The 21,362-nt window shown below is 68.8% G+C and carries 16 protein-coding genes and 1 pseudogene; 14 read left to right on the forward strand and 3 right to left on the reverse strand.

Annotation, left to right across the window (positions count from 1 at the left end; all coding sequences use genetic code 11):
• Window positions 1–247: 247 nt before the first annotated feature.
• On the forward strand, window positions 248–967 hold the full coding sequence (locus ABE488_RS10320) for a response regulator transcription factor (protein WP_346444470.1): 720 nt from the start codon (window positions 248–250) through the stop codon (window positions 965–967).
• 4 nt (window positions 968–971) lie between these two features.
• Here the strand turns inward: ABE488_RS10320 and ABE488_RS10325 are convergent, their stop codons facing one another.
• Complete coding sequence (locus ABE488_RS10325; protein ID WP_346448232.1) at window positions 972–2,336, reverse strand: ATP-binding protein; 1,365 nt, start codon at window positions 2,334–2,336, stop codon at window positions 972–974.
• A 166-nt stretch (window positions 2,337–2,502) separates the two neighbouring features.
• On the opposite strand from ABE488_RS10325, the gene ABE488_RS10330 reads away from it, so the two are divergent.
• The 9 genes from ABE488_RS10330 to ABE488_RS10370 all read left to right on the forward strand — a co-directional run bounded on the left by ABE488_RS10330 (window position 2,503) and on the right by ABE488_RS10370 (window position 12,887).
• Entirely contained in the window at window positions 2,503–4,956 is a 2,454-nt protein-coding gene (locus ABE488_RS10330) for a YadA-like family protein (RefSeq protein ID WP_346448233.1), read from the forward strand.
• Window positions 4,957–5,003: 47 nt separating this feature from the next.
• The gene (locus ABE488_RS10335; RefSeq protein WP_346448234.1) at window positions 5,004–6,959 is read left to right on the forward strand and encodes a S8 family peptidase; all 1,956 of its coding nucleotides are present in this window, start codon (window positions 5,004–5,006) and stop codon (window positions 6,957–6,959) included.
• A gap of 182 nt (window positions 6,960–7,141) precedes the next feature.
• A complete protein-coding gene (locus ABE488_RS10340) occupies window positions 7,142–8,464 on the forward strand; it encodes a M20 family metallopeptidase (protein ID WP_346448236.1) in 1,323 nt (440 codons plus the stop codon).
• Window positions 8,461–9,264: a DUF4261 domain-containing protein gene (locus ABE488_RS10345; RefSeq protein WP_346448237.1), complete on the forward strand. Its 804-nt coding sequence runs from the start codon at window positions 8,461–8,463 to the stop codon at window positions 9,262–9,264. The genes ABE488_RS10340 and ABE488_RS10345 overlap by 4 nt, the downstream gene beginning before the upstream one ends.
• Window positions 9,265–9,307: 43 nt before the next feature.
• A complete protein-coding gene (queF, locus tag ABE488_RS10350) occupies window positions 9,308–10,138 on the forward strand; it encodes an NADPH-dependent 7-cyano-7-deazaguanine reductase QueF (protein ID WP_346448238.1) in 831 nt (276 codons plus the stop codon).
• A gap of 72 nt (window positions 10,139–10,210) precedes the next feature.
• Window positions 10,211–10,483, forward strand: a complete 273-nt coding sequence (locus ABE488_RS10355) for a LysM peptidoglycan-binding domain-containing protein (RefSeq protein WP_346448239.1) — start codon at window positions 10,211–10,213, stop codon at window positions 10,481–10,483.
• A 36-nt stretch (window positions 10,484–10,519) separates the two neighbouring features.
• Complete coding sequence (locus ABE488_RS10360) at window positions 10,520–10,990, forward strand: hypothetical protein (RefSeq protein ID WP_346448241.1); 471 nt, start codon at window positions 10,520–10,522, stop codon at window positions 10,988–10,990.
• Between the two features lie 260 nt (window positions 10,991–11,250).
• Window positions 11,251–11,520, forward strand: coding sequence for a helix-turn-helix domain-containing protein (locus ABE488_RS10365; protein ID WP_346448242.1), 270 nt, complete (start codon window positions 11,251–11,253; stop codon window positions 11,518–11,520).
• Window positions 11,517–12,887 (forward strand): HipA domain-containing protein, encoded by a 1,371-nt coding sequence (locus tag ABE488_RS10370; RefSeq protein WP_346448243.1) that lies wholly within the window; start codon window positions 11,517–11,519, stop codon window positions 12,885–12,887. The genes ABE488_RS10365 and ABE488_RS10370 overlap by 4 nt, the downstream gene beginning before the upstream one ends.
• 71 nt (window positions 12,888–12,958) lie before the next feature.
• Here the strand turns inward: ABE488_RS10370 and ABE488_RS10375 are convergent, their stop codons facing one another.
• The gene (locus ABE488_RS10375; protein WP_346444486.1) at window positions 12,959–13,663 is read right to left on the reverse strand and encodes an aspartate/glutamate racemase family protein; all 705 of its coding nucleotides are present in this window, start codon (window positions 13,661–13,663) and stop codon (window positions 12,959–12,961) included.
• Between the two features lie 381 nt (window positions 13,664–14,044).
• A complete protein-coding gene (locus tag ABE488_RS10380; protein WP_346448244.1) occupies window positions 14,045–16,660 on the reverse strand; it encodes an AAA family ATPase in 2,616 nt (871 codons plus the stop codon).
• A gap of 589 nt (window positions 16,661–17,249) precedes the next feature.
• Between ABE488_RS10380 and ABE488_RS10385 the strand changes: the two genes are divergently transcribed.
• The 4 genes and pseudogenes from ABE488_RS10385 (at window position 17,250) to ABE488_RS10400 (ending at window position 21,210) form a co-directional block, all read left to right on the forward strand.
• Window positions 17,250–17,942: a hypothetical protein gene (locus ABE488_RS10385; RefSeq protein ID WP_346444490.1), complete on the forward strand. Its 693-nt coding sequence runs from the start codon at window positions 17,250–17,252 to the stop codon at window positions 17,940–17,942.
• A gap of 225 nt (window positions 17,943–18,167) precedes the next feature.
• Window positions 18,168–18,374, forward strand: a pseudogene (locus tag ABE488_RS10390) (SymE family type I addiction module toxin); the annotation flags it as partial.
• A 54-nt stretch (window positions 18,375–18,428) separates the two neighbouring features.
• Entirely contained in the window at window positions 18,429–18,662 is a 234-nt protein-coding gene (locus ABE488_RS10395; protein WP_346448245.1) for a hypothetical protein, read from the forward strand.
• A gap of 316 nt (window positions 18,663–18,978) precedes the next feature.
• Window positions 18,979–21,210 carry an NADP-dependent isocitrate dehydrogenase gene (locus tag ABE488_RS10400; protein ID WP_346448251.1) on the forward strand — a complete coding sequence of 744 codons (2,232 nt, stop codon included), beginning with the start codon at window positions 18,979–18,981 and terminating at the stop codon, window positions 21,208–21,210.
• Window positions 21,211–21,362: the final 152 nt, after the last annotated feature.

A 21,362-nucleotide genomic window follows, 5' to 3' on the forward strand; every position in this document is an offset into this window, starting at 1 on the left:
CAGATTGCCGCCCGAAGTGTGCGCGATGCAGACATGCGGAAAAGTCGCTCACACGATCTTCAGACGATAGTTTTCGTGACGTGTGCGCACACGACCGCGCTGTGGCCTCTCGCCCGCCACGCGCTGCTGCCGCGCTTGCCAGTCCAGCGGCGTCGACCCAAGATGGCGACGCCGCGGCCACGCGCCGCGGCCCCGTTGCTCGTTGTCCCGGACCGCCGCGATCGCACCTTCCGTCCCGCCGACCGCCATGTCCCCAACCCCAGCCGACAGTGCTCGCCCGCTGTGCGTCGCCCTGCTCGAGGACGACGACGTCCTGCGCGAGCGCATCCTGGTCCCCGGCCTGCGCCGGCACGGACTCGATGTGCGGCCGCTGCGCACGGCGGCCGCACTCACCGCACTGCTTGCCCAGGCGCCGGTCGACCTGGTCATCCTCGACATCGGCCTGCCCGACAGCGACGGCTTCACCGTCACCCAGGCGCTGCAGGCCGGGCACCCGCATCTGGGCGTGGTGATCCTGAGCGGACGCGGCGAACCGCCCGACCGGCTACGCGGTCTGAGCGGCGGCGCCGATGCCTACCTGGTCAAGCCGGTCGAGATCGACATCCTCGCCGCCACGGTCTTCAGCCTTGCGCGGCGCCTGGCGCGCGCCCCGCAGAGGGCCGAGGACGGCTGGCAGCTGCAACCCGACGGCTGGTGCCTGTTCGCACCCAATGGCCAGTCGACGGCATTGACCGGTTCCGAGCGCCATGTGCTGCGCGCGCTATGGGCACAACCCGGGCGGCTGGTGACCCGCGAGGCCATCCTGGGCGCTGTGCCCGGCCGCGCGCGCGACGAGAGCGGCAGCGACCCGCATCGGCTCGACGTGCTCCTGCACCGGCTGCGGCGCAAGGTGCTCACGCGCACTGGCCTGCCGCTGCCGCTGGACGCGGTGCGCGGCGAAGGCTACGTGCTGCGCCCGGCCGGCTGAGCGCTCAGTCCACCTGCGGCAGATCCAGCGTGAACCGCGTGCCGCTGCCCGGCGCACTGTCCACGTGCAGCGTGCCGCCCGCCTCGCAGGCCATTTCCCACGCCACCGCCAGCCCCAGCCCCGTGCCTTCGCCCGCCGGCTTGGTGGTGAAGAACGGCTCGAATGCCTGGCGCATCACCTCCGGCGTCATGCCCTGGCCGGTATCGGCGACGACGATGCGTGCGCGGCCATCGCCGATGGCGCGCAACGCGATCTCGAAGCGGCCACCGCCGGGCATCGCGTCGCGCGCATTGGCCGCGAAGTTGAGCATCACCAGGTCCAGCTGGCTGCGATCGAGAAACACCGGCACCGGCGCCGGCGGCAGCTCGAGCACCACCTCGACTCGGCCATCGAACAGCTGCCGCAGCATCGGTGCCAGCTCGGCCAGCGCGCGTGCCGCGTCGAAACGCGCCGGCACGGCCAGCTCGCGGCGGCTGAAGCTGAGCAGCTTGCGGCTCAGCGCGATGCCACGCTGGGCGGCCAGTTCGATGCCCTCCAGCGCCGCGCCCAGGCGACGCGCATCGGGCTCGGGGTCGAAATCGAACTCGTCCAGCCGGTGCCGCTCGGCGGTGTAGCCGACGATCGCGCCGAGCACATTGTTGAAATCATGCGAGACGCCGCTGGCCAGGTGGCCCACCGACTCGATTTTCTGCAGATGCAGCATGCGCTCGCGCATGTGCTCGCGCTCGACCATCTGCTCGCGCAGTTGCTGCGCACTGCGCTGCGCACGCCGCAGCGTTTCGCGCAGTGCGGCCACGGTCCGGTCGAGCACCAGCGCGATCATCAGATAGCTGAAAGCCAATGACGGCAGGTTCTGGAACGCATGGCCGCTGCGCCCGGCGTCCAGCCCCCACGGGCTGGCCATGCCCAGTGCGAACACCAGCGGGATGCAGGCGTAGACGATCCACAGCGCGCGCCGGCCGATCACCAGCGCCGCGATCGTCAGCATGATCATCGGATAGGGATCGAAGGCCTGCAGCTGGTAGCCGAAGGCGAGATTGGCCGCGACCGCGCAGGCCATCAGGATCGCCAGGAAGGCACCGACTCCCTCGCGGAGCAGGCCGCGCCGGATCATCCACACCGCGACGCAGGCCGCGACGGCGATCGCGGCATCGGTGCCCAGATCGACCACCAAGCGCGTACCGGTCATCGTCACATGCCCGCTGAGCAGGTGATAGGCCTTGTTGAGCGGAATTTCGACGCCGAGGAACAGCAGCAGCACCTGCAGCGCCGGCGCATTGCGGCGGTCGACCGGATCGTCGATCGGGACGCGACGCAGCCAGGCGACCGCGCGACGGCCGAAAGCGGCGAGTGGCGAGGCATGCGACATCGGGACGGCGGCTCCGGGGGAGCGGCGGTCCCCTGACCAGAATGAGAGTGGAGTGTAAGTCGACGGTGAGAAGCGGTGCATTGAGTCCGGCCATCGCAGCGGCTTAGATCGCAGTTCCAGCGCCTGTCATGGCGTTGTCATCCCGCCGCTACCGGAAAGCCAGACGATGTCCCAGCGCACCCGCCTCCCGCTTCCCCACCCTGCCGCCCGCCCTGGCGCGACACGTCCCTGCCTGCTGACGGCCGCCCTGCTGCTGGCCTTGTCGGGGCATGCGATGGCCGCGCCGCAGGCCATCCCGGCCCTCGAAAAGGACGCGGCCGATACCGGCGCGGCCAGCGCCTCGGAGGCCCGAAGCGACAGCACCGAGACGACAGCATCCAGCGCTGAGGAGACCGCCGACGAAGCGCGCGTGGCACCGGCGTACTCGCTCGACGCCGCGGCCTACTACGTCGCTGTCAACGGCGCACTGGACGGCAGCGACGATGCCAGCGCCGAAGGCGCACGCGCAGTCGCGATGGGGCCGCGCGCCGCCGCGGGCGGCGGCGACTCGGTCGCCATCGGTCACCGCGCACGCTCCACCACAGCTGCGTCCATTGCGATGGGCGACGGGGCATTCGCCGACGCCACGGGCGCGATCGCCATCGGCGGCAGCTTCTTCGGCAGCCAGTTCAGCGATTCCGACGGCGCGCAGAGCACCGGCTTCGGCGCGATTGCGCTGGGCGCGGCAAGCAAGGCCAGCGGCGGCACCGCCACCGCGATCGGCTGGTCCTCGCAGGCGACTGCCAACGATGCCGTCGCCGTCGGCGCCACCGCCAACGCCGGGGCCGCCGGCGCCGTGGCCATGGGCCGCGCGGCGACGGCGACCCAGATCGAAGCCATCGCCATCGGCTACGGCGCGCAGGCCAACGGCTTCGGTGCGGCTAGCCTGGGGGCCTACGCGAACGCGGGCGGCTACGCTGCGCTCGCACTCGGCAGCGACGCGCGTGCACCCGGCAATGGCGGCATCGCAGTCGGCGACGGTGCGCTGGCCGCCGGCCAACAGAGCGTGGCGATCGGTGCCAGCAATGCCGGTGTGCCGACCCAGGCCGGCGGCCTGGGCAGCGTCACCGTCGGCGCCGCCTCCTGGGCACTGTCCGACTACGCGACGGCGATCGGCTTCGACAGCCATGCCGACGCGACCCGCAGCCTGGCGGCCGGCGCCAACGCCCTGGCCATCGCCGAGGATGCCAGCGCACTGGGCGCGGGCAGCTACGCCGGCGCCGACTACGCGACTGCGGTCGGTGCCTCGTCGGCGGCCTGGGGCCTCGGCGCGACTGCACTCGGCAGCGGCGCCTTCGCGCTGGAGGCCGACAGCCTGGCGCTGGGCTACAACGCCACCGCCACCGCGATCGGCAGCGTCGCGCTCGGTGCCGCTTCGGTCGCCGACCGCGACCATGTCGTGTCGATCGGCAGCGTCGGCAACGAACGCCAACTGGTGAACGTGGCCGCAGGCGTGCTCGCGACCGACGCCGTCAACAAGGGCCAGCTCGACACCGCCATCGCCACGGTCGGCAGCGACGTCGGCGCGCTCGATGCGGCCAGCGTGAAGTACGACGACCTCGCCGCGAAGGATGCGGTGACGTTCGCCGGCGCAGACGGGACGAGGTTGCGCAATGTCGCCGACGGTGCGCTCATCGCCGGCGGTCTGGACGCGGTCAACGGCGGCCAGGTGTTTGGTGTCGGTGCCTCGCTGGCGCAGGCGCTCGGCGGCGGCGCGGCGATGACGGCGACCGGCATCGCCGGCCCGTCCTACGCCATCCAGGGCGAGCGCTTCGGTTCGGTGGGCGACGCCTTCGGCGCCGTCGACCGCGAGTTCGATGCCATCCGTGCGCGCTTCGACGCGATCGGCAGCGGCAGCATTCCGGTGGGCAGCGGCGACGGTCTGGCGATCGGCGAGGACAGCGTTGCCGCCGGCCCGGGCAGCACTGCGGTCGGCAACCAGGCCCAGGCCGGCTCGGGCGGGACCGCGATCGGAGCAGGTGCGGTCGCGAGTGCCGATGGGTCGGTCGCGATCGGCCAGGGCTCGGTCGCCGACGCCGCCAACACCGTGTCGGTCGGCAGCGCGGACAACCAGCGACGCATCACCCACGTCGCGGATGGCGTGGCCGCCAGCGACGCGGCCACGGTCGGCCAGGTCCAGGCCAGTGCATCCGCCAGCCGCAGCTACGCCGATGCCGGCGATGCACGCACCTTGGCCGACGCGAAGGCGCATGCCAATGCCGGCGACGCCGCCACGCTTGCCAGCGCGCGCAGCTACACCGATGACGCGTTCGCACGCGCGCTCAGCCGCAGCGACTTCGACGCGTTCCGCAGCAATGTCGACGACCGCTTCCACCGCGTCGATCGTCGTCTGGACAAGATCGGCGCGATGGGCACCGCGATGTCGCAGATGGCGGTGAACACCGCCGGGCTGTCGGGCGCCAACCGTGTCGGCGTCGGTATCGGTCAGCAGGGCGGCGAAGAAGCCCTCGCAATCGGCTATCAACGCGCGTTCCGCGACAACCGCGCCAGCGTGTCGATCGGCGGTTCGATGTCCGGTTCGGAAAGCTCGGTCGGCGTCGGCGGCGGCTTCAGCTGGTGACCACCGGCGTCGCCTCGCGTCCCTCTCTATTCCAAGGAATTCCAACCATGTCACTGTCCTCCCGCTTCGTCCGCCGCAGCCTGCTTGCCGCCGCCCTGGGTGCGGTGATCGCGCCCGCACTGGCGGCGCCGCCGGCCACATCGCTGTCGGTCATGTCCACCGCCGATCCCGACGCGCCGCAGGTCGCCTATGACGGCCTGCTGGTCACCTACAAGACGGGCACCCCCGAACGCCGCAGCGCGGCCGCCGGCGCATCGACCGTGCAACGGGTCCTGCGCGCGCCCGCCACCACGTCGCAGTTCGCCGCCGTCCACCGCGCTGCTGCCCCGGCGGTCGCCTCGACCCGGCGTCTGGCGATCGGCGCCGACTTGGTGCGCCCGAACCGGCGCTTGTCCGGAGGCGAACTCGACACGCTGATGCGCACCCTCGCCGCCGACCCTGCGGTCGCGTACGTCGAGCCCAACCGCTACTGGCAGCGTCTGCGCACCGTGTCCGCCGCCGCCGCACCGGCGCCGAACGATCCCGGCTTCGAGGTGCAGTGGCATTTTCGTGCGCCCGACGGCACGATCGAAACCCTGGCCCCGGACCCGGGCGTCGCCAACCGCGGCGGCATCGACGTCCTCAACGCCTGGCAGTACGGCCGCGGCGCGGGCGTGGTCGTCGCGGTGCTCGACACCGGAATCACCGACCATCCCGACCTCGACACCTCGCTGGCCAATGCCGGCTACGACTTCATCAGCGACGCGATCAACTCCGGCCGGGCGACCGACGGCCGCGCAGCGGGCGGCTGGGACACCGGCGACTGGAGCCACGAGGATCGCTTCCTGGTCGCGAACGGCGGCTGCGTCCTGCCCGGCCAGCAGCGCGAAAGCAGCTGGCACGGCAGCCATGTCGCCGGCACCATCGCGCAGATCACCGACAACGCGCTCGGCATGGCGGGCGTCGCACCGGAGGCGAAAATCCTGCCGGTCCGCGTGCTCGGCCACTGCGGCGGCACGACCGCCGACATCGCCGACGCCATCGTCTGGGCATCGGGCGGCCATGTCCCCGGCGTGCCGGACAACCCGAATCCGGCCGAGGTGATCAACATGAGTCTGGGCGGCTACGGCGCCTGCCCTGCAGACAGCACCTACGCCCAGGCGATCGCTTCGGCGCGCCAGCGCGGCACGACGATCGTCGTTGCGGCCGGCAACAACAACAGCGATGCCGCACTGTTCACACCCGCGAGCTGCCCGGGGGTCATCAACATCGCTGCGACCGGCATCACCGGCAAGCGCGCCTACTACTCCAACTTCGGCAACAGCATCACCCTGTCGGCACCGGGCGGCGGCGTCTTCCCGGACGACGGCACCAGCGGCCAATCGGTGCGCAGCGGCTTCGTCTGGTCGGCGGGCAACCGCGGCGCGACGACGCCGGGCGAGCCTGCGTACGTCGGCCAGTCCGGCACCTCGATGGCCGCCCCGCACGTCGCCGGCGTCGCGGCGTTGGTCATCAGCGCGGCGATACAGGCCGGCCGCCCGGTGCCCACGCCGCAGGAGATGCGCGAGATCCTGACCCAGACCTCGCGCGACTTTCCGGTGCGGCCGTTGCGCCAGATCGGCGTGGGCATCCTCGACGCCGCAAAGGCAGCCGCCCGCGGCGCCGGCAGCGCGGCCGGCGGCGACGAACCGACCGCGATCCGGATGGCGCGCGCGGTGCCGGTCACCGGCATGTCGGCCGCAGCCGATGCCGGTGTGCTGTACCGGATCGACGTGCCCACCGGTGCGCGCAACCTGCAGATCCGCACCTACGGCGGCCGCGGCCAGGCCAAGCTTCTGGTCCGTGTCGGCCGATCCCCGGCGCCGGACGGCAGCAATGCGTCCCTGCGCTCGTCGCGCCCCGGCACCACGCAAAGCGTGCAGGTGACGCTCCCGCTCAGCGACAGCTACTTCGTGCGCGTGGTCGGCGGCACCGGCGGCTTCCAGGGCGTGAACATGATCGCGACCTACTCGCCCGCGCCCTGACCCACCGCGCCGCGCGCACCCCTCCCTCGCACTCGCGGGGAGCGGGCGTCGCCGGGGCCACTGGCCGCGCCCTGGTCGAGCCCTCCCCCGCGCGCGGGGGAGGGTTGGGTGGGGGCCGCCCCGTCCGTCCGCAGCCAGAATCGCCTAGGATCGGGGTTCCCATCGCATCCAAGAGCCTGTCGATGACGCGACTCGCCGCCGCACTGTTGTGCGCCTGTACCGCCCTCCCCATCGCCGCTCACGCGCAGAGCGCGCAACGCCCCGAGGTCGCGCGCGCCGCGACATCGCTGCAGGCCAGCGTCGTCGACTGGCGGCGCGACATCCACCAGCATCCCGAACTCGGCAACCGCGAGACCCGCACCGCGGCCAAGGTCGCCGAGCACCTGCGCAGCCTCGGCCTCGACCCCAAGACCGGCATCGCCCACACCGGCGTGACCGCCGTGCTCAAGGGCGGCCGGCCCGGCCCGCGCATCGCGCTGCGCGCCGACATGGACGCACTGCCGGTGACCGAACGCACCGGCCTGCCGTTCGCCTCGACCGCCACTGCCGAGTACCGTGGCCAGACCACCGGCGTCATGCACGCCTGCGGCCACGACGCCCACACCGCGATCCTGATGGGCGTGGCCCAGGCGCTGGTGGCGATGCGCGACGAGTTGCCGGGCGAAGTGCTGTTCGTGTTCCAGCCCGCCGAGGAAGGCCCGCCGGAGGGCGAGGACGGCGGCGCCTCAATGATGCTGGCCGAGGGCCTCTTCCGCGACTTCCGCCCCGACGCGGTGTTCGGGCTGCACGTGTTCTCGACCCTGCAGGCCGGCCAGATCGGCGTGCGCGGCGGCCCGCTGATGGCCGCCTCCGACCGCTTCTCGATCGACGTCATCGGCCGCCAGACCCACGGCTCGCGGCCCTGGGGCGGCATCGACCCGATCGTCGCGGCGGCCGACCTCATCGGCACCGCGCAGACCATCGTCAGCCGCCGCACCAACATCTCCACGCTGCCGGCAGTGGTGTCGTTCGGCGCGATCGACGGCGGCATCCGCTACAACATCATTCCCGACAAGGTCGAACTGGTCGGCACCATCCGCACCTTCGACGAGGACGTGCGCAAGGCGATCTTCGCCGACCTGCAGAACGTCGCCACCCATGTGGCCGCCGCGCACGGCGCCACCGTCCAGACCCGCATCCCGGCCGAGGACGGCAACCCGGTCACCGCCAACGACCCCGCGCTGACCGCCCGCCTGCTGCCCAGCCTGCAGGCCGTGGCCGGCGCCGACAACGTCGTCGACCCGTCGCTGACGATGGGCGCCGAGGACTTCTCCTATTACGCCCGCGAGGTGCCCGGCCTGTTCTTCTTCGTCGGCGCCACGCCCAAGGGCCAGGACCCGATGCGCGCGCCGAGCAACCACTCGCCCGAGTTCGACCTCGACGAATCCGCGCTCGACCTGGGCCTGCGCGCCCTGCTGCAGGTCAGCCTGGATTATCTGCATGGCGACGCGGAGGCCGGCGCATGACCGCCAGCCTGGCCATGCTGCTGCAGGACCGGCCCGACCCCGCCCTGACCGCCGAGGCCCTGGTCGCGCAGATGCGCGCCGACTGGCCCGACCTCGACGCCGACCGCCTGCGCGCCGAACCGCGCGATTTCGACATGCCCGATGGCCCGCTCAGCATCGACTACGGCGACGTGTCGATCCTGCTGATGCCCATCGCCGCCCCGATCGGTGACGACATCGCGCAGATCGCCGAACACAGCCGGCTGTGGCCCAGCGCCGAACCCGCGCCGGTGGACTACACCGCGCATACCATCGTCACCGTCATGGCGTTCCCGCCCGAAGGCGCAGACCCCACGCTCGACGCCCTCGGCCGCGCTGCCCTGCTCAGCCGCGTGCTGGCCTCGGCGACCGCGCTGCTGGACACCGTGCGCGCGGTCTACTTCGGCAGCGCCAACCACATCGTCCTGCCGGCGCTCTTCCGCGAACTGGCGATGGCCCAGCTGCCCAAACCGATGCCGCTGGCGTGGGTGGCGTTCAACATCGGCGCCCGCCCCGACGGCACCATGACCGGCCACACCTTGGGGATGGACATGCTCGGGCTGATGGATATCGAGATCCCCGAGACCGACGACAGCGCCGAGGACGTCTTCGACCAGCTGACCGGCATCTGCGCCTACCTGCTCGAGCATGGCCCGGTCATCGAGGACGGCGACACCCTGGGCGAGACCGAGGACGAACGCACCCTGGTCGAGTACGCGCCATCCGCCTACGGTGACGGCCGTCAGGTCATGCAGCTGCGCAGCGAACCCACGCGCCACTGAACGCGGCGCCGGGCGGTGCGGCCGGCGGCGGTAGAATCGGCGCATGTCCGATGTCCCCGCCGCGGCCGCGCCGCCCATCCCGCTCGGCCGCGAGGTCGCCTATCCGCGCCACTACGACCCGGGCCTGCTGTTCCCGATCGCACGCACCCTCGGCCGCCGCGAGATCGGCCTGGGCGACGCGCTGCCGTTTGTTGGCCACGACCGCTGGCACGCCTACGAACTGAGCTGGCTCGACGGCCGCGGCAAGCCCGTCGTCGCCACCGCGACCGTGCTGGTCCCGGCCGCCTCACCGCAGCTGGTGGAATCCAAGTCGCTCAAGCTCTACCTCAACTCGCTCAACCACACCCGCTTCGACACCCCCGAAGCGGTGCGCACACGCATCGCCGCCGACCTGTCGCAGGCCGCCGGCGCCGAGGTCACGGTCGCCTTCGGCCTGCCGCCGATGGCCGACGACGCCGCGCAGGGCACCTCGATCGACGCCCTGGACATCGAGATCGCCCATTACGGCCCGCCCGATGCCGCGCTGCTGCGCGCCGAACCCGGCGAGATCGTCCAGGAACAGCTGACCTCCGCGCTGCTCAAGTCCAATTGCCCGGTCACCGGCCAGCCCGACTGGGCCAGCCTGCACATCGCCTACCGCGGCCCACGCATCGCCCGCGACGCGCTGCTGCGCTACCTGGTCTCGTTCCGCGACCACGCCGAATTCCACGAGCAATGCGTGGAGCGGATCTTCGTGGACCTCGTCGCCCGCTGCGCCCCGCTCGAGCTGTCGGTCGAAGCGCGCTACACCCGCCGCGGCGGCCTGGACATCAACCCCTGGCGCGCGACCCCCGGCCTCACCGTACCGACGAGGCTGCGCGACGCCCGCCAGTAGCCCCGGCGCGCGATGGATTCTTAACGCGGCAGATGGGAGGCTGACGGCCTCCCGCCCTTGGAGGCTGTCGCGATGTCCCCGTCCAGGCCCCCGGGCCACGATGCCCCCGATTTCTCGCGCGTCACCGGCGGCGTGCGCAGCGCGGCCGACGACGACGCCCAGGCCGGCGCGCCCGCGCCCGTGCGTACCCACGTCGTGCGCAAGGGCGATACGCTGTCGACCATCGCCGAACAGGTCTACGGCCGCGCCAGCCGCTGGCAGGCGATCTACGCCGCCAACCGCGACGTCCTCGACGATCCCGACCGCATCCAGCCCGGTCAGGTGCTGCAGTTGCCCGCGGACTGAAGCACGGCCCGCGCCCTTTCCTCTTCCGGAGTGCCCATGACCCGTCCCGTCGTTCCCGCCGCCTTGACCGTCGCGATGCTGAGCACCGTGCTGCTCGCCGCCTGCAACCGCGACGCGCCCGCCCCCGTCGTCCCCGCGCCCCAGGCCCCGGCCCCCGAGGCCCCGGCCGCGCCCGAGCCGCCGGCGCCCGCGCGCGTGACCAGCGTCGAACTGGGCAATGCCGTCGACGGCGACAACCGCGTCGCCGCGCCGGCCTCCGAATTCGCGCCGACCGACACCATCTACGCCTCGGTCGGCGTCGACGGCGAGAGCGCCGCCAAGCTCACCGCGCGCTGGACCTACGGCGAAGGCCAACTGGTGCGCAATACCGACACCGACATCGTCCCCGGCCCGGACGTCATCGCATTCGACATCCAGCACCCCGACGGCTGGCCGACCGGCACCTACAAGCTCGAAGTGCTGCTGGACGGCACCGTGGTGGAGACGCGGGAGTTCGCGGTGCGCTGAGCGCGCCGCGACGCGACGTACTGAATGAAGAGCGCCGGGCTTGCCCGGCGCTTCTTTATGGACGCCTGTCAGCGGGACCCTCGGTCTCGTTTGCCCTCATCCGGGGGCGTCGCAAACCAGACCGGTACAGCTCAAATCCTCATGAGCGTGAGGATTTCTGAACAAAGCCCCGAAATTCGCGCGGAATCCTTGCGTTCATAAGGATTTTTCGGTTCGCTCGCGCTACTCTACGCAGAATCCTCGCGATCGTCAGGATCCGCATGAAAGTCACGCTCAGGCATTCCGACGAACTCGGGCCTCTGGTCCGCGCCACGCGCAAACACCAAGGCATGCGCCAGGACGACACCGCCGAGAGTATCGGCGTCAGCGAGAACTTCCTGGCCAAGGTCGAGCGCGGCGGCGGCACCGTGCAGTGGGAGAAACTGTTCCAGGTGCTCACCGAACTGGGATTGCGCGTCGAGATCGACGTCCCGGACGCCGCCTGGGCGCAGCTGCAGACCCAGGAGAAAAAGCGCGAGGCGCAATCATGAGCCCAGCGCCCATCGACTCTGCGCCGTCCGATCAGAGGGTCATCACGCTGGACGGCTTGGCGTACCCGGAGCGCGCATTGGTCGCCACACTGGACGGTCAGGCCGTGGGCACGCTGTTCGAGCACCGCAACCTGTGGCGATTCGCCTATGCACCATCGTGGCTCGAAGCACCACGAAGCTTCGACCTATCGCCTTGGCTACGCCGCGACCAGGGCACCATTCTTGACGGCAGCACTTCGCGCCCGGTGCAGTGGTACTTCGACAACCTGCTGCCGGAAGACCAACAGCGCACCCGCATGGCGCAGGACGCCGGCCTGCGTGGCAGCGACGACTTCGCATTGCTGGCCCATTACGGCGCCGAGTCCGCAGGATCGTTGACCCTGCTGCCCCCGCACGTGGTACTCGCACCCGGTGGTCGAGTCCCGCTGTCGGATAACGACCTCTCACAACGCATCCGCAATCTGCCGCGCCACTCGCTGGCCGGCGGCGCCGAGAAGCGCATGTCACTGGCCGGCGCACAGCACAAGCTCGCGGTCATCGAAGATCGAGGCGCGCTGTACCAGCCGACGGGCAGCGAGGCCTCCACCCATGTCCTGAAACCCGACACCACCGATCCCGACTATCCGCACACCGTCATCAACGAGTACTTCGTGATGCGTCTGGCCCACACAATGGGGCTGCTCGTGCCGCGGGTGCAGCGACGTTACGTGCCGGAGCCTGTATTCCTGATCGAACGCTTCGACCGTGTCGCCAACGATGCGGGGACGCGCCGCGTACATGCCATCGACGCATGCCAATTGCTCAACCTCCACCGTGGCGACAAGTACGCGGCAGGCAGTGTGCAAACGTTGGCAACCGTGATCACGCAGTGCCGCCAGCGACTGAACACACGCAGGCGACTGTTCGATTGGCTGGTCTTCAACCTGCTGACCGGCAACGACGACGCCCACCTGAAGAATCTCAGCTTTCTGGTCGGAGCCGACGGCATCGACCTGGCGCCGCACTACGACCTGCTCAGCACCGTGGCAGGACGCAGCTTTGCCTACAAGCAGGCGGACGCGACCTGGCCACAGGCGTCGACACTTGCTTGGCCGCTCCCCGGCATACAACGCTTCGCGGAAGTCACACCGGCCCGACTCGTCGATGCAGGCGTGCAGTTGGGTTTGCCGCCACGCATGGTGCAGCGGCGGCTTGCCGACATGGTCGCCAACATCGTGCCGTTGGCCGACTCGGTGATGCTGAAGATCGAAGCGGAGAATGCGCAATGGGCGCATGTCGCCGGGATTCGGTTGCAGGGCGAAATGCGCATGGTGCGCACGATCATCGAGTTAGTTATCAAGGACATGGCGCGGCAGCTGAGCGCCTGAGCCCTGCGCTTGCTCCGGATCGGAAGCGGAATGTGCGCCGAGGTGCCTGCCGTGATGGAATCGGGCAGACATCACGAAGACGGCGACAGCGCCCACGTCGCGGCATGCACCGCATGCAGATGCGTCGTATCGAACAACGGCACCTGCGGCACGTGCTGCGGCTCGACCAGCAACGAAATCTCGGTGCAGCCCAGGATGATGGCCTGCGCACCCTCGGCCACCAGACGATCGATGATCGCCAGATACGCCGCGCGCGATACCTCGCGGACGCGGCCCAGGCACAACTCGTCGTAGATCACGCGATGCACCACCTCGCGATCGTCGGGCGCCGGCGTCAGCACCTGCAAGCCGTGCCGCGCCTCCAGCCGCGCGCGATAAAAATCCTGCTCCATCGTGAAGCGCGTCCCGAGCAGGCCGACACGATGCAGGCCCTGCGCCTTGATCGCCTCGGCCGTCGGATCGGCAATATGCAGCAACGGAATCTCGACCGCCGATTCGATGTGCCCGGCCACCTTGTGCATGGTGTTGGTGCACAAGACCAAGCCGTCCGCACCTGCCGCCTGCAGACGCTGTGCCGCATCCGCCAGCAACGCGCCCGCGGCCTCCCACTGCCCCGCATGCTGCAACCGCTCGACCTCGTGGAAGTCGACACTGAACAACACGATCCGGGCCGAATGCAGACCGCCCAATCGCTGCTTGATGGTCTCGTTGATCGTGCGGTAGTAGGGGATTGTGGATTCCCAGCTCATGCCGCCGAGCAGGCCGAGTGTCTTCATGGCAGTCCTCGATATGTGGCGCGCGGCGGAGGGCGCCATGTGCGCGTCGATGATAGGGCAGCCGGGGGCGCGTGACCTTCGGGCCATCAGTTGCCCTGCAGCGTGCGAAGGCCTCTGCGGGACTACGGCGCGATCGATCAGGTCGGTCTAGGTTCCCAAGCGCTCACCGCACAAATGTACGGCACGCTAAGTTCAGTCGTTACCTACCGGGCGAGTCCGCTCCCGACCCGAAGCGGCCATCCGAAATCACACTCTGACCCGAGTGTTCGGACCGAGTTCTCGCTCCAACAGAGGCGGCTTGTAGGTTCGGGTTACCTCTGCCCTGAGCATCTGAGGCATCTGCCCCATTGCGAAGTGCGCGTTGCCAAGCTGGGGACGAATTCAGCCTCTGCGTCTGCGGATACCTTGAAACAACGCATCTATCGCGTCAATGTCCTGCAGCAGCTCGGCTGGCTGCGTCACCGCACGCTGCTGGCCTGCGGCGTGGGAATGCGCCCGGACGTTTCGGCAGCACTTGTCATGCAGGCGTTGAACCTCGCGGTACTCTGCATCCTGAACGATAATCACGCCGTCGAGTCGGCCGACCGAGATGTTGTCGCGGAACCTCACGACGGTCTCATTGAGAATCGTGTCCTCGATTCCGACCTCGATCGTCACCCGAAGGTCGTCGTAAGCGTTGCGGATCGCAAGCCGCTCGGTGTCTCCCGGTGGGTTGTTGAAGTTGGCGGCGATCTTCTGATGATCGGCACGATGCTGCGCGATACGTTCGCGGTGTCGCCGCATGTCGTAAGGCAATCCTGCGCCGATGTATCCGGGGCCCTCGGCGCGATAGCTGATCGATTTCACGCTGGGCGCCCGCCCGGCGTCCCCGCAAAGCGTGTTCAGTTCTCCGAAGAACACCGCGTCGTGGGTGAAGACGATGACTTGCCGGACCGCCGACTCTTCGACGATCCTTCTCGCCACGGCGGTTCGGTGGTTGTGGTCGAGGCTCGACACCGGATCGTCGAATACGATTCCGGAAGTGGATCCCGATTGTTGGAGTTCCGCGAAGAAGTACGCGAGCGCGCAGATGCGCTGCTCGGCTTCGCTGAGCACGAGGTGTAGGTCGAGCTGGCTGTCGGGAAGGAGAATGCCGAGACGTACCGAACCGGCGTCGCCGGTTGAACTGACGCCGACGCGGATATGGTAGAGATCCAGCTTCCTCAGCTCATCGTTCATTCTGTCGGCCAGCGCTTCGCTGATGTAGGTCCTGGCGAGCTGGCCTGCGAACAGGCTGATCTGGCGAGTGTTACTAATATCCTCAAGGCACTTCTGAAGCTTCGCCTTGTGGCCGAAATTGCCGACCACCTGGGCAATGCTGTCGATGTGCTCCGAGAGCAGTCGCCGCGCTTCCAGTTCCTTCAGGCGAAGCCGCTTCGTCGCTAGGGCTGCGGCGTCGAGGTTGGCGCGCAAGGCACTCGCCTCGGCGCGCAAGTTGTCCGCGATCTGGCGGATCGAAGCGGTCGGAATCGCGCCGCGGTACGTCGGCCTGCCCAGCCATTCCCCGTTCGCCACCGCGGCCCTGAGCCACTGAAGGCGAGAGAGCAAGTCTTCCTGGAAGATTCGGATATCGCCAGGCAGCGTCTCAATGCGCCCGCTGAGGCTGTCGGACATGACCGGAGAGACGGTAAACGTGACCGTCGCCTGCGCAACGTCGCGGACGAGCTGTTGCCAAGCGTTGCGCGCGGCTTGGGCCGCTTCGGACGCCGTGTCCCGGACATAGCGATCGAAACGCTGCAAACGATCCCTTGCTGCCGGCGTCAGTTCCTGCTGGCAAAGCACGCATTGCGCGCCTTCGCCGGTGACCGGGAAGGCTTGTTCCGGATATGCCGCGCCGGTCGAATACTCGCGTGCGGCTTTGAACAGGAGCGCCCAAGGGCCTTGGCCTGTGCCTGAAAGCAGCGGCGTGGTCTCTTCGGCCTGCAGTAGGTCCGATGCGGCTCGCTCGGCCGCCTCCGCGTCGAGTAAACTTCGATGCGCCGACTGTGCGGCGTCGATCGCATCATCAGATACAACGCCGGCAGCGGTGCCGATAGCGTTGCCCAGGTCGTCGACCTTCGTCGCGGCGGTCTCCAGCAGCGTTGCCTTGGCCGTGGGGTCCGCCTCGCTGATCTCCTGCGGCAGGCGTGCAAGCTGCGCTTGCTCGTCTGCGGTGAGTTCCGCAAGTGCACGCGCCCGCGCCAGATCGGTTGTGGCGCTGATCGGATGTACGGCCCGGCCCGCCGCGGTGTCGGCGGGAATGACGTTGAACGGTGTGACATCCACCGCGAGCCCAGTGATCTCAGCCTGAAGCCGCGGACGCAGCGCCTGATTCAGGCCGTTGGCCAGTTGATGAAGATAGGTGAGGGCGGTCGGCTGAAAGGTGGCCGCTTCCCTTGCCTGAAGGTAGTGGCGCGCGCAGTCGCTGTCCAAGACGGAGATGCCGCGGAGTTCGGGCCGCGAGACGTGGCCGCGTTGACCGCTCCAGTGTGCTTGATCCGGGGTCCCGTCCAGCTCGAAGGCAATGGTGGCGCTAGGTGTGAGCTGCGGGAAGTTCGGTTCGTAAGCATTGGCGTAGACGGTGCCGGGGCTCCTGGTACGGCACGCCTGCTTTAGCACGCGCGCATAGCCTGACTTTCCTGTGCCGTTGCCTCCGTACGCGATGGTGAGACCTTGCGACTGGAACTCCAGGGTCTGGTCTCTCGGAATTCTCCCGACATTGACCAGCGTGTGCAGGGACGTCAGAACCACGGTTTCGTCATGGTTCGCTTCGGCGGGAAAATGATCTCTGGCGAACGGGGTCGGCTGCGGTGCAGGGTCTAGCGCGCTGCCGATTCCGTGGTGTTGCTTGGCAAGATCTAGAATCTCAGCAAGATCGGCATCGTCCCATCCTCCTTGGACACAAAGGCGCCGCAGTGCATCCTGACGCCACGGCGGCAGCCTGTCCGCCCATGCCAGCACTTCCTCATATATCGCCATGTCCCGGCCCCGAGTTCACCGAGACCAAGCATAAGAGCCAGCGACGCGCCCGGCCATCCGTCGCCGCGCGACGCCGGGTGATCGAGAAATGGGGCTGCGAGAACTCACTATTGGGACCGTTCTTGCGTCCTCGACTCAGTCCGCCGGCGCTTCCATTTCGTCGCGTTGGTCACGTGTGCGATGGTGCGCTCCAGCGTCACCGCGATCTTAAAGGGGCGCACGACTAGGCCACGGAGCGTTGCTGGTTCTTGACCGGGCATTGGACTTGGGATGGAGATATGAGCGCTCGCCAATGTCCGCTCCTGACCGAAAGCAGACGGGTCACTTGACAAGCGCACAACCCCCTCGCACAATCGACCACGGAGCCTAGAAACTCCTCTACGAGCGGTACCCACCTCCGAAAAACCGGTGGGTTTTTTGTGTCCGAATCTTTCGGCCACAACCGACGTGTTGCCTGCGTCGGGAGGGCGGCTAATACAACACCCTTCGGGGGAATACGCCCGCCGGCTCGTAGCGGTTTCTAGCCTCCCGACTTCCCGTCGCCATCTTCGGTGGCGGGTCACTTCGATGGACTGAAGGAGGCAACATCATGTCGAACCACGACACGCACGACACCGAGCGGGCTGGCTACTTTCTGCCGGAGGACGACCGCACGCGGCTGACGAAGCTGCGCGACCACATGGAGTTTCTGTCGCGTCTGGCGGAGCCGCGCACGCGCGATGAGGAACTGGACGACCCACCCGAAGTCAGCCACGGCGAGCTGGCGACGTGCCTGGCCATGTTGGCCGAGCAGGCCGAACTGGTGCTGGAGGCCATGGCGTGGCGGCCGCGCCCGGACGCGCCGTCCAAGGCACGTGCCGCAACGGCGAGCGACGACGCTGCCACGCCACCAGACGAGCCTGCGGCCGACCCGGAAGATACGCCGTATGCGACGCCGTACGCCACGGCGGATTCGCCGGCGCGTGCAATCGATATCCCGGAGGCGTACGTCTTCGGCGTCACCATCGATCAGGCAGACGCACTCGACCGGCTGGTGCAAACGCTGATGGCGCATGGCGACGTGCTGGCGTCGGGCCACGAGGACGATCTGGCCGATGCCACGGTGCCGACGCTGGGGTTGGCGATCTCGGAGGGTGCCGATGCCGTCCGAGAAATCCTGGAGCAGGTGCAGGATCAGCTGATCGAGCGCAGCGCCAAGCCGCATAGCGGCGTGCGCGAGGACCGGCCGGCGTACGGCGTCGCAGCGCCTGCGCGTGTGTCGGAACAACTCGCCCTGCACTGATCGGCTGACGGGTCGGGTTCGCCGCTGCGCTGCTGCGCAGCGGCGGGCCCGCTCCCGTTGTCGAACAACATTCGCTTTTTGAGCGCACGTTCGTCATGGAGGATTCGCATGTACCGCCAAACCGACAACCTCGACATCACCGTCCGCGGAGTCCGAGCCGGCACGCCCTCATCGCCTACCGATACGGGCACCCCACGTCATTTCGGTCACGACCACCCCGCCCGGCCCCGGCGTCCGCGCCGACCACGACGCTGCACGGTGAGCTACCACCACTACGCGACGCACGATCGCTACCGGGGCGACGACGAGGTGCCCTATCTACGCTTGAGCGGGCTCTGGCTTGACGCGCTGGGCTTCAACGTCGGCACGCGTCTGCGGATCACCGCCGGCAAGGGCGTATTGATGCTGACGGTCGATGGTGCGGAGACATAACGTGCACTGTTATCGCACGGTCTATGACTTCGGCCTCGGTTAGGAGACGATCGCTTGGACAGCTTGACTCTGCATGACTTAGACGACGACATGCTCGCGCGTCTGCGCATTCTGGCAGCGCAACACGGCCATTCGATGGAAGACGAGGCCCGGCGCATCTTGATCGATGCGCTGTGCCCCGTTACGGCGTCAGCCGCGAGCCCCAGCCCGAGGACCGATGCCGGACCGTTACCCGAATCATCGGGCAGTGCCAGGCGCAAGCCGCCCGCCTCGAACACTGATGCGTGATCGCGAGACAGTGGCACGTCCGCGCCCCATCGATGCGGCGTCGAGGCCCGGCTTGCGCACCGACGCAGTACGACGCGCGGCCGTCTGACCGCTTTGGTGCGCACCGGGGGCCATCCTGTCCCGTATGTCCCCCACCCGCCCCGTCGCCTTTCGCGCCCCCGGCAAACACGCGACAATGCGGGGCGCTGCGTCGTTCGCGACGCGCGTGCCATGGCCTTGTCCCCTTGCGGATGCAGCGCCACGGGGCAGCCGCTGGCTGCGCCGGGTGGCCATGGTGCGTTTTCTCCCCGACGACTTCCGACGAGACACGCCCGACATGGTCGATACCTCCAAGATCCTCTACACGCTCACCGACGAGGCCCCGTTCCTCGCCACGCAGTCGCTGCTGCCCATCGTCGAGGCGTTCACGCGCACGGCGGGCATCGCGGTCGAGACCCGCGACATCTCGCTGGCTGGGCGCATCCTGGCGCAGTTCCCGGAGCGGCTGACCGACGCGCAGAAGATCGGCGACCACCTGGCCGAGCTCGGTGCGCTGGCCACCACGCCCGAGGCCAACATCATCAAGCTGCCGAACATCAGCGCCTCGGTGCCGCAGCTCAAGGCGGCGATCGCTGAACTGCAGGCGCAGGGCTTCGACCTGCCGGCCTACCCCGATACGCCCAAGGACGATGCCGAGCGCGACGCCAAGGCGCGCTACGACCGGGTCAAGGGCAGCGCGGTCAATCCGGTGCTGCGCGAGGGCAACTCCGATCGCCGCGCGCCGGCGTCGGTGAAGGCCTACGCGCGCAAGCATCCGCACCGCATGGGCAAGTGGTCGTCGGATTCGAAGACCCACGTTGCGCACATGGACGATGGCGATTTCTACGGCAGTGAGCGCTCGGCGACGATCGCCAAGGCCGGTGCGCTGACGATCGAGCTGGTCGGCGCCGATGGCGCGGTCACCGCGCTGCGCGATCCGGTGAAGGTGCAGGCCGGTGAGATCGTCGATGCGGCGGTGCTGTCGCGCAAGGCGCTGGCGACGTTCGTCGCGGCGCAGATCGCCGATGCGAAGGCGCAGGGCGTGCTGTTCTCGCTGCACCTCAAGGCGACGATGATGAAGGTCTCCGACCCGATCATGTTCGGCGTGGTCGTGGGCGAGTTCTACCGCGATGTGCTGACCAAGTACGCCGATGCGCTGGCCAAGGTGGGCTTCGATCCGAACAACGGCATCGGTGATCTGTACGCGCGCATCCAGTCGCTGCCGCAGGACCAGCAGGACGCGATCCGCGCCGATATCGATGCGCTGTACGCGCAGCGCCCGGCGCTGGCGATGGTCAACTCCGACAAGGGCATCACCAACCTGCATGTGCCCAGCGACGTGATCGTCGATGCGTCGATGCCGGCGATGATCCGCGACTCGGGCGGCATGTGGAACGCCGCTGGCAAGCTGCAGGATGCCAAGGCGGTGATCCCGGACCGCTGCTACGCGGGCGTCTACCAGGCGGTGATCGAGGACTGCCGCGCGCACGGCGCGTTCGACCCGGCGACGATGGGCTCGGTGCCCAACGTCGGCCTGATGGCGCAGAAGGCCGAGGAATACGGCTCGCACGACAAGACGTTCCAGATTCCGGCCGACGGCACGGTGCGGGTGAGCGACGCCGACGGCAACGTGGTGTTCGAGCACGCGGTCGAGAGCGGCGACATCTGGCGCATGTGCCAGACCAAGGACGCGCCGATCCAGGACTGGGTGAAGCTGGCCGTGAGCCGTGCACGCCTGTCGGCGACGCCGGCGGTGTTCTGGCTCGACAGCGCGCGTGCGCACGATGCGCAGGTGATCGCCAAGGTCGAGACCTATCTCAAGGATCACGACACCAGCGGCCTGGACATCCGCATCCTGCCGCCGGTCGAAGCGACGGCGTTCTCGCTGGCGCGCATCCGCAAGGGCGAGGACACCATCTCGGTGACCGGCAACGTGCTGCGCGACTATCTGACCGACCTGTTCCCGATCATGGAACTGGGTACGAGTGCGAAGATGCTGTCGATCGTGCCGCTGATGGCCGGCGGCGGGCTGTTCGAGACCGGGGCCGGCGGTTCGGCGCCCAAGCACGTGCAGCAGTTCGTCGAAGAGAACTATCTGCGCTGGGATTCGCTCGGTGAGTTCCTCGCCCTGGCCGCATCGCTCGAGCACCTGGGCCAGACGCGCGACAACGCCAAGGCCAAGGTGCTGGCGGCAACGCTGGACACGGCCAATGGCCGCATCCTCGATGAGAACCGCTCGCCTGCGCGCAAGGTGGGTGAGCTGGACAACCGCGGCAGCCATTTCTACCTGGCGCTGTACTGGGCGCAGGCCCTGGCCGCGCAGGACGACGATGCCGAGCTGAAGGCGACGTTCGCGCCGCTGGCCAAGGCGCTGTCGGACAACGAAGCGGCGATTGTCGCCGAGCTCAACGGCGCGCAGGGCAAGCCGGTGGAGATCGGCGGCTACTACCACCCTGATCTGGCGAAGATCGCGCAGGCGATGCGCCCCAGCGCCACCTTCAACGACGCGCTGGCGACGTTGCAGGGCTGAGTCGGTCGTCCGGGCTGCATTCGCCCCCTCCCCGGCCCTCCCCCGCAGGCGGGGGATGGAGAAGAGCACAGGCGGCGGTTCGGGAGAGAGCTGCCATTGCTCCCTCCCCGCAAGCGGGGGGAGGAAACGGAGCACAGGCGACTGTTCGGAAG

Origin of the sequence: Luteimonas sp. TWI662 (assembly GCF_039673825.1) — a bacterium.
Taxonomy (GTDB): domain Bacteria; phylum Pseudomonadota; class Gammaproteobacteria; order Xanthomonadales; family Xanthomonadaceae; genus Luteimonas.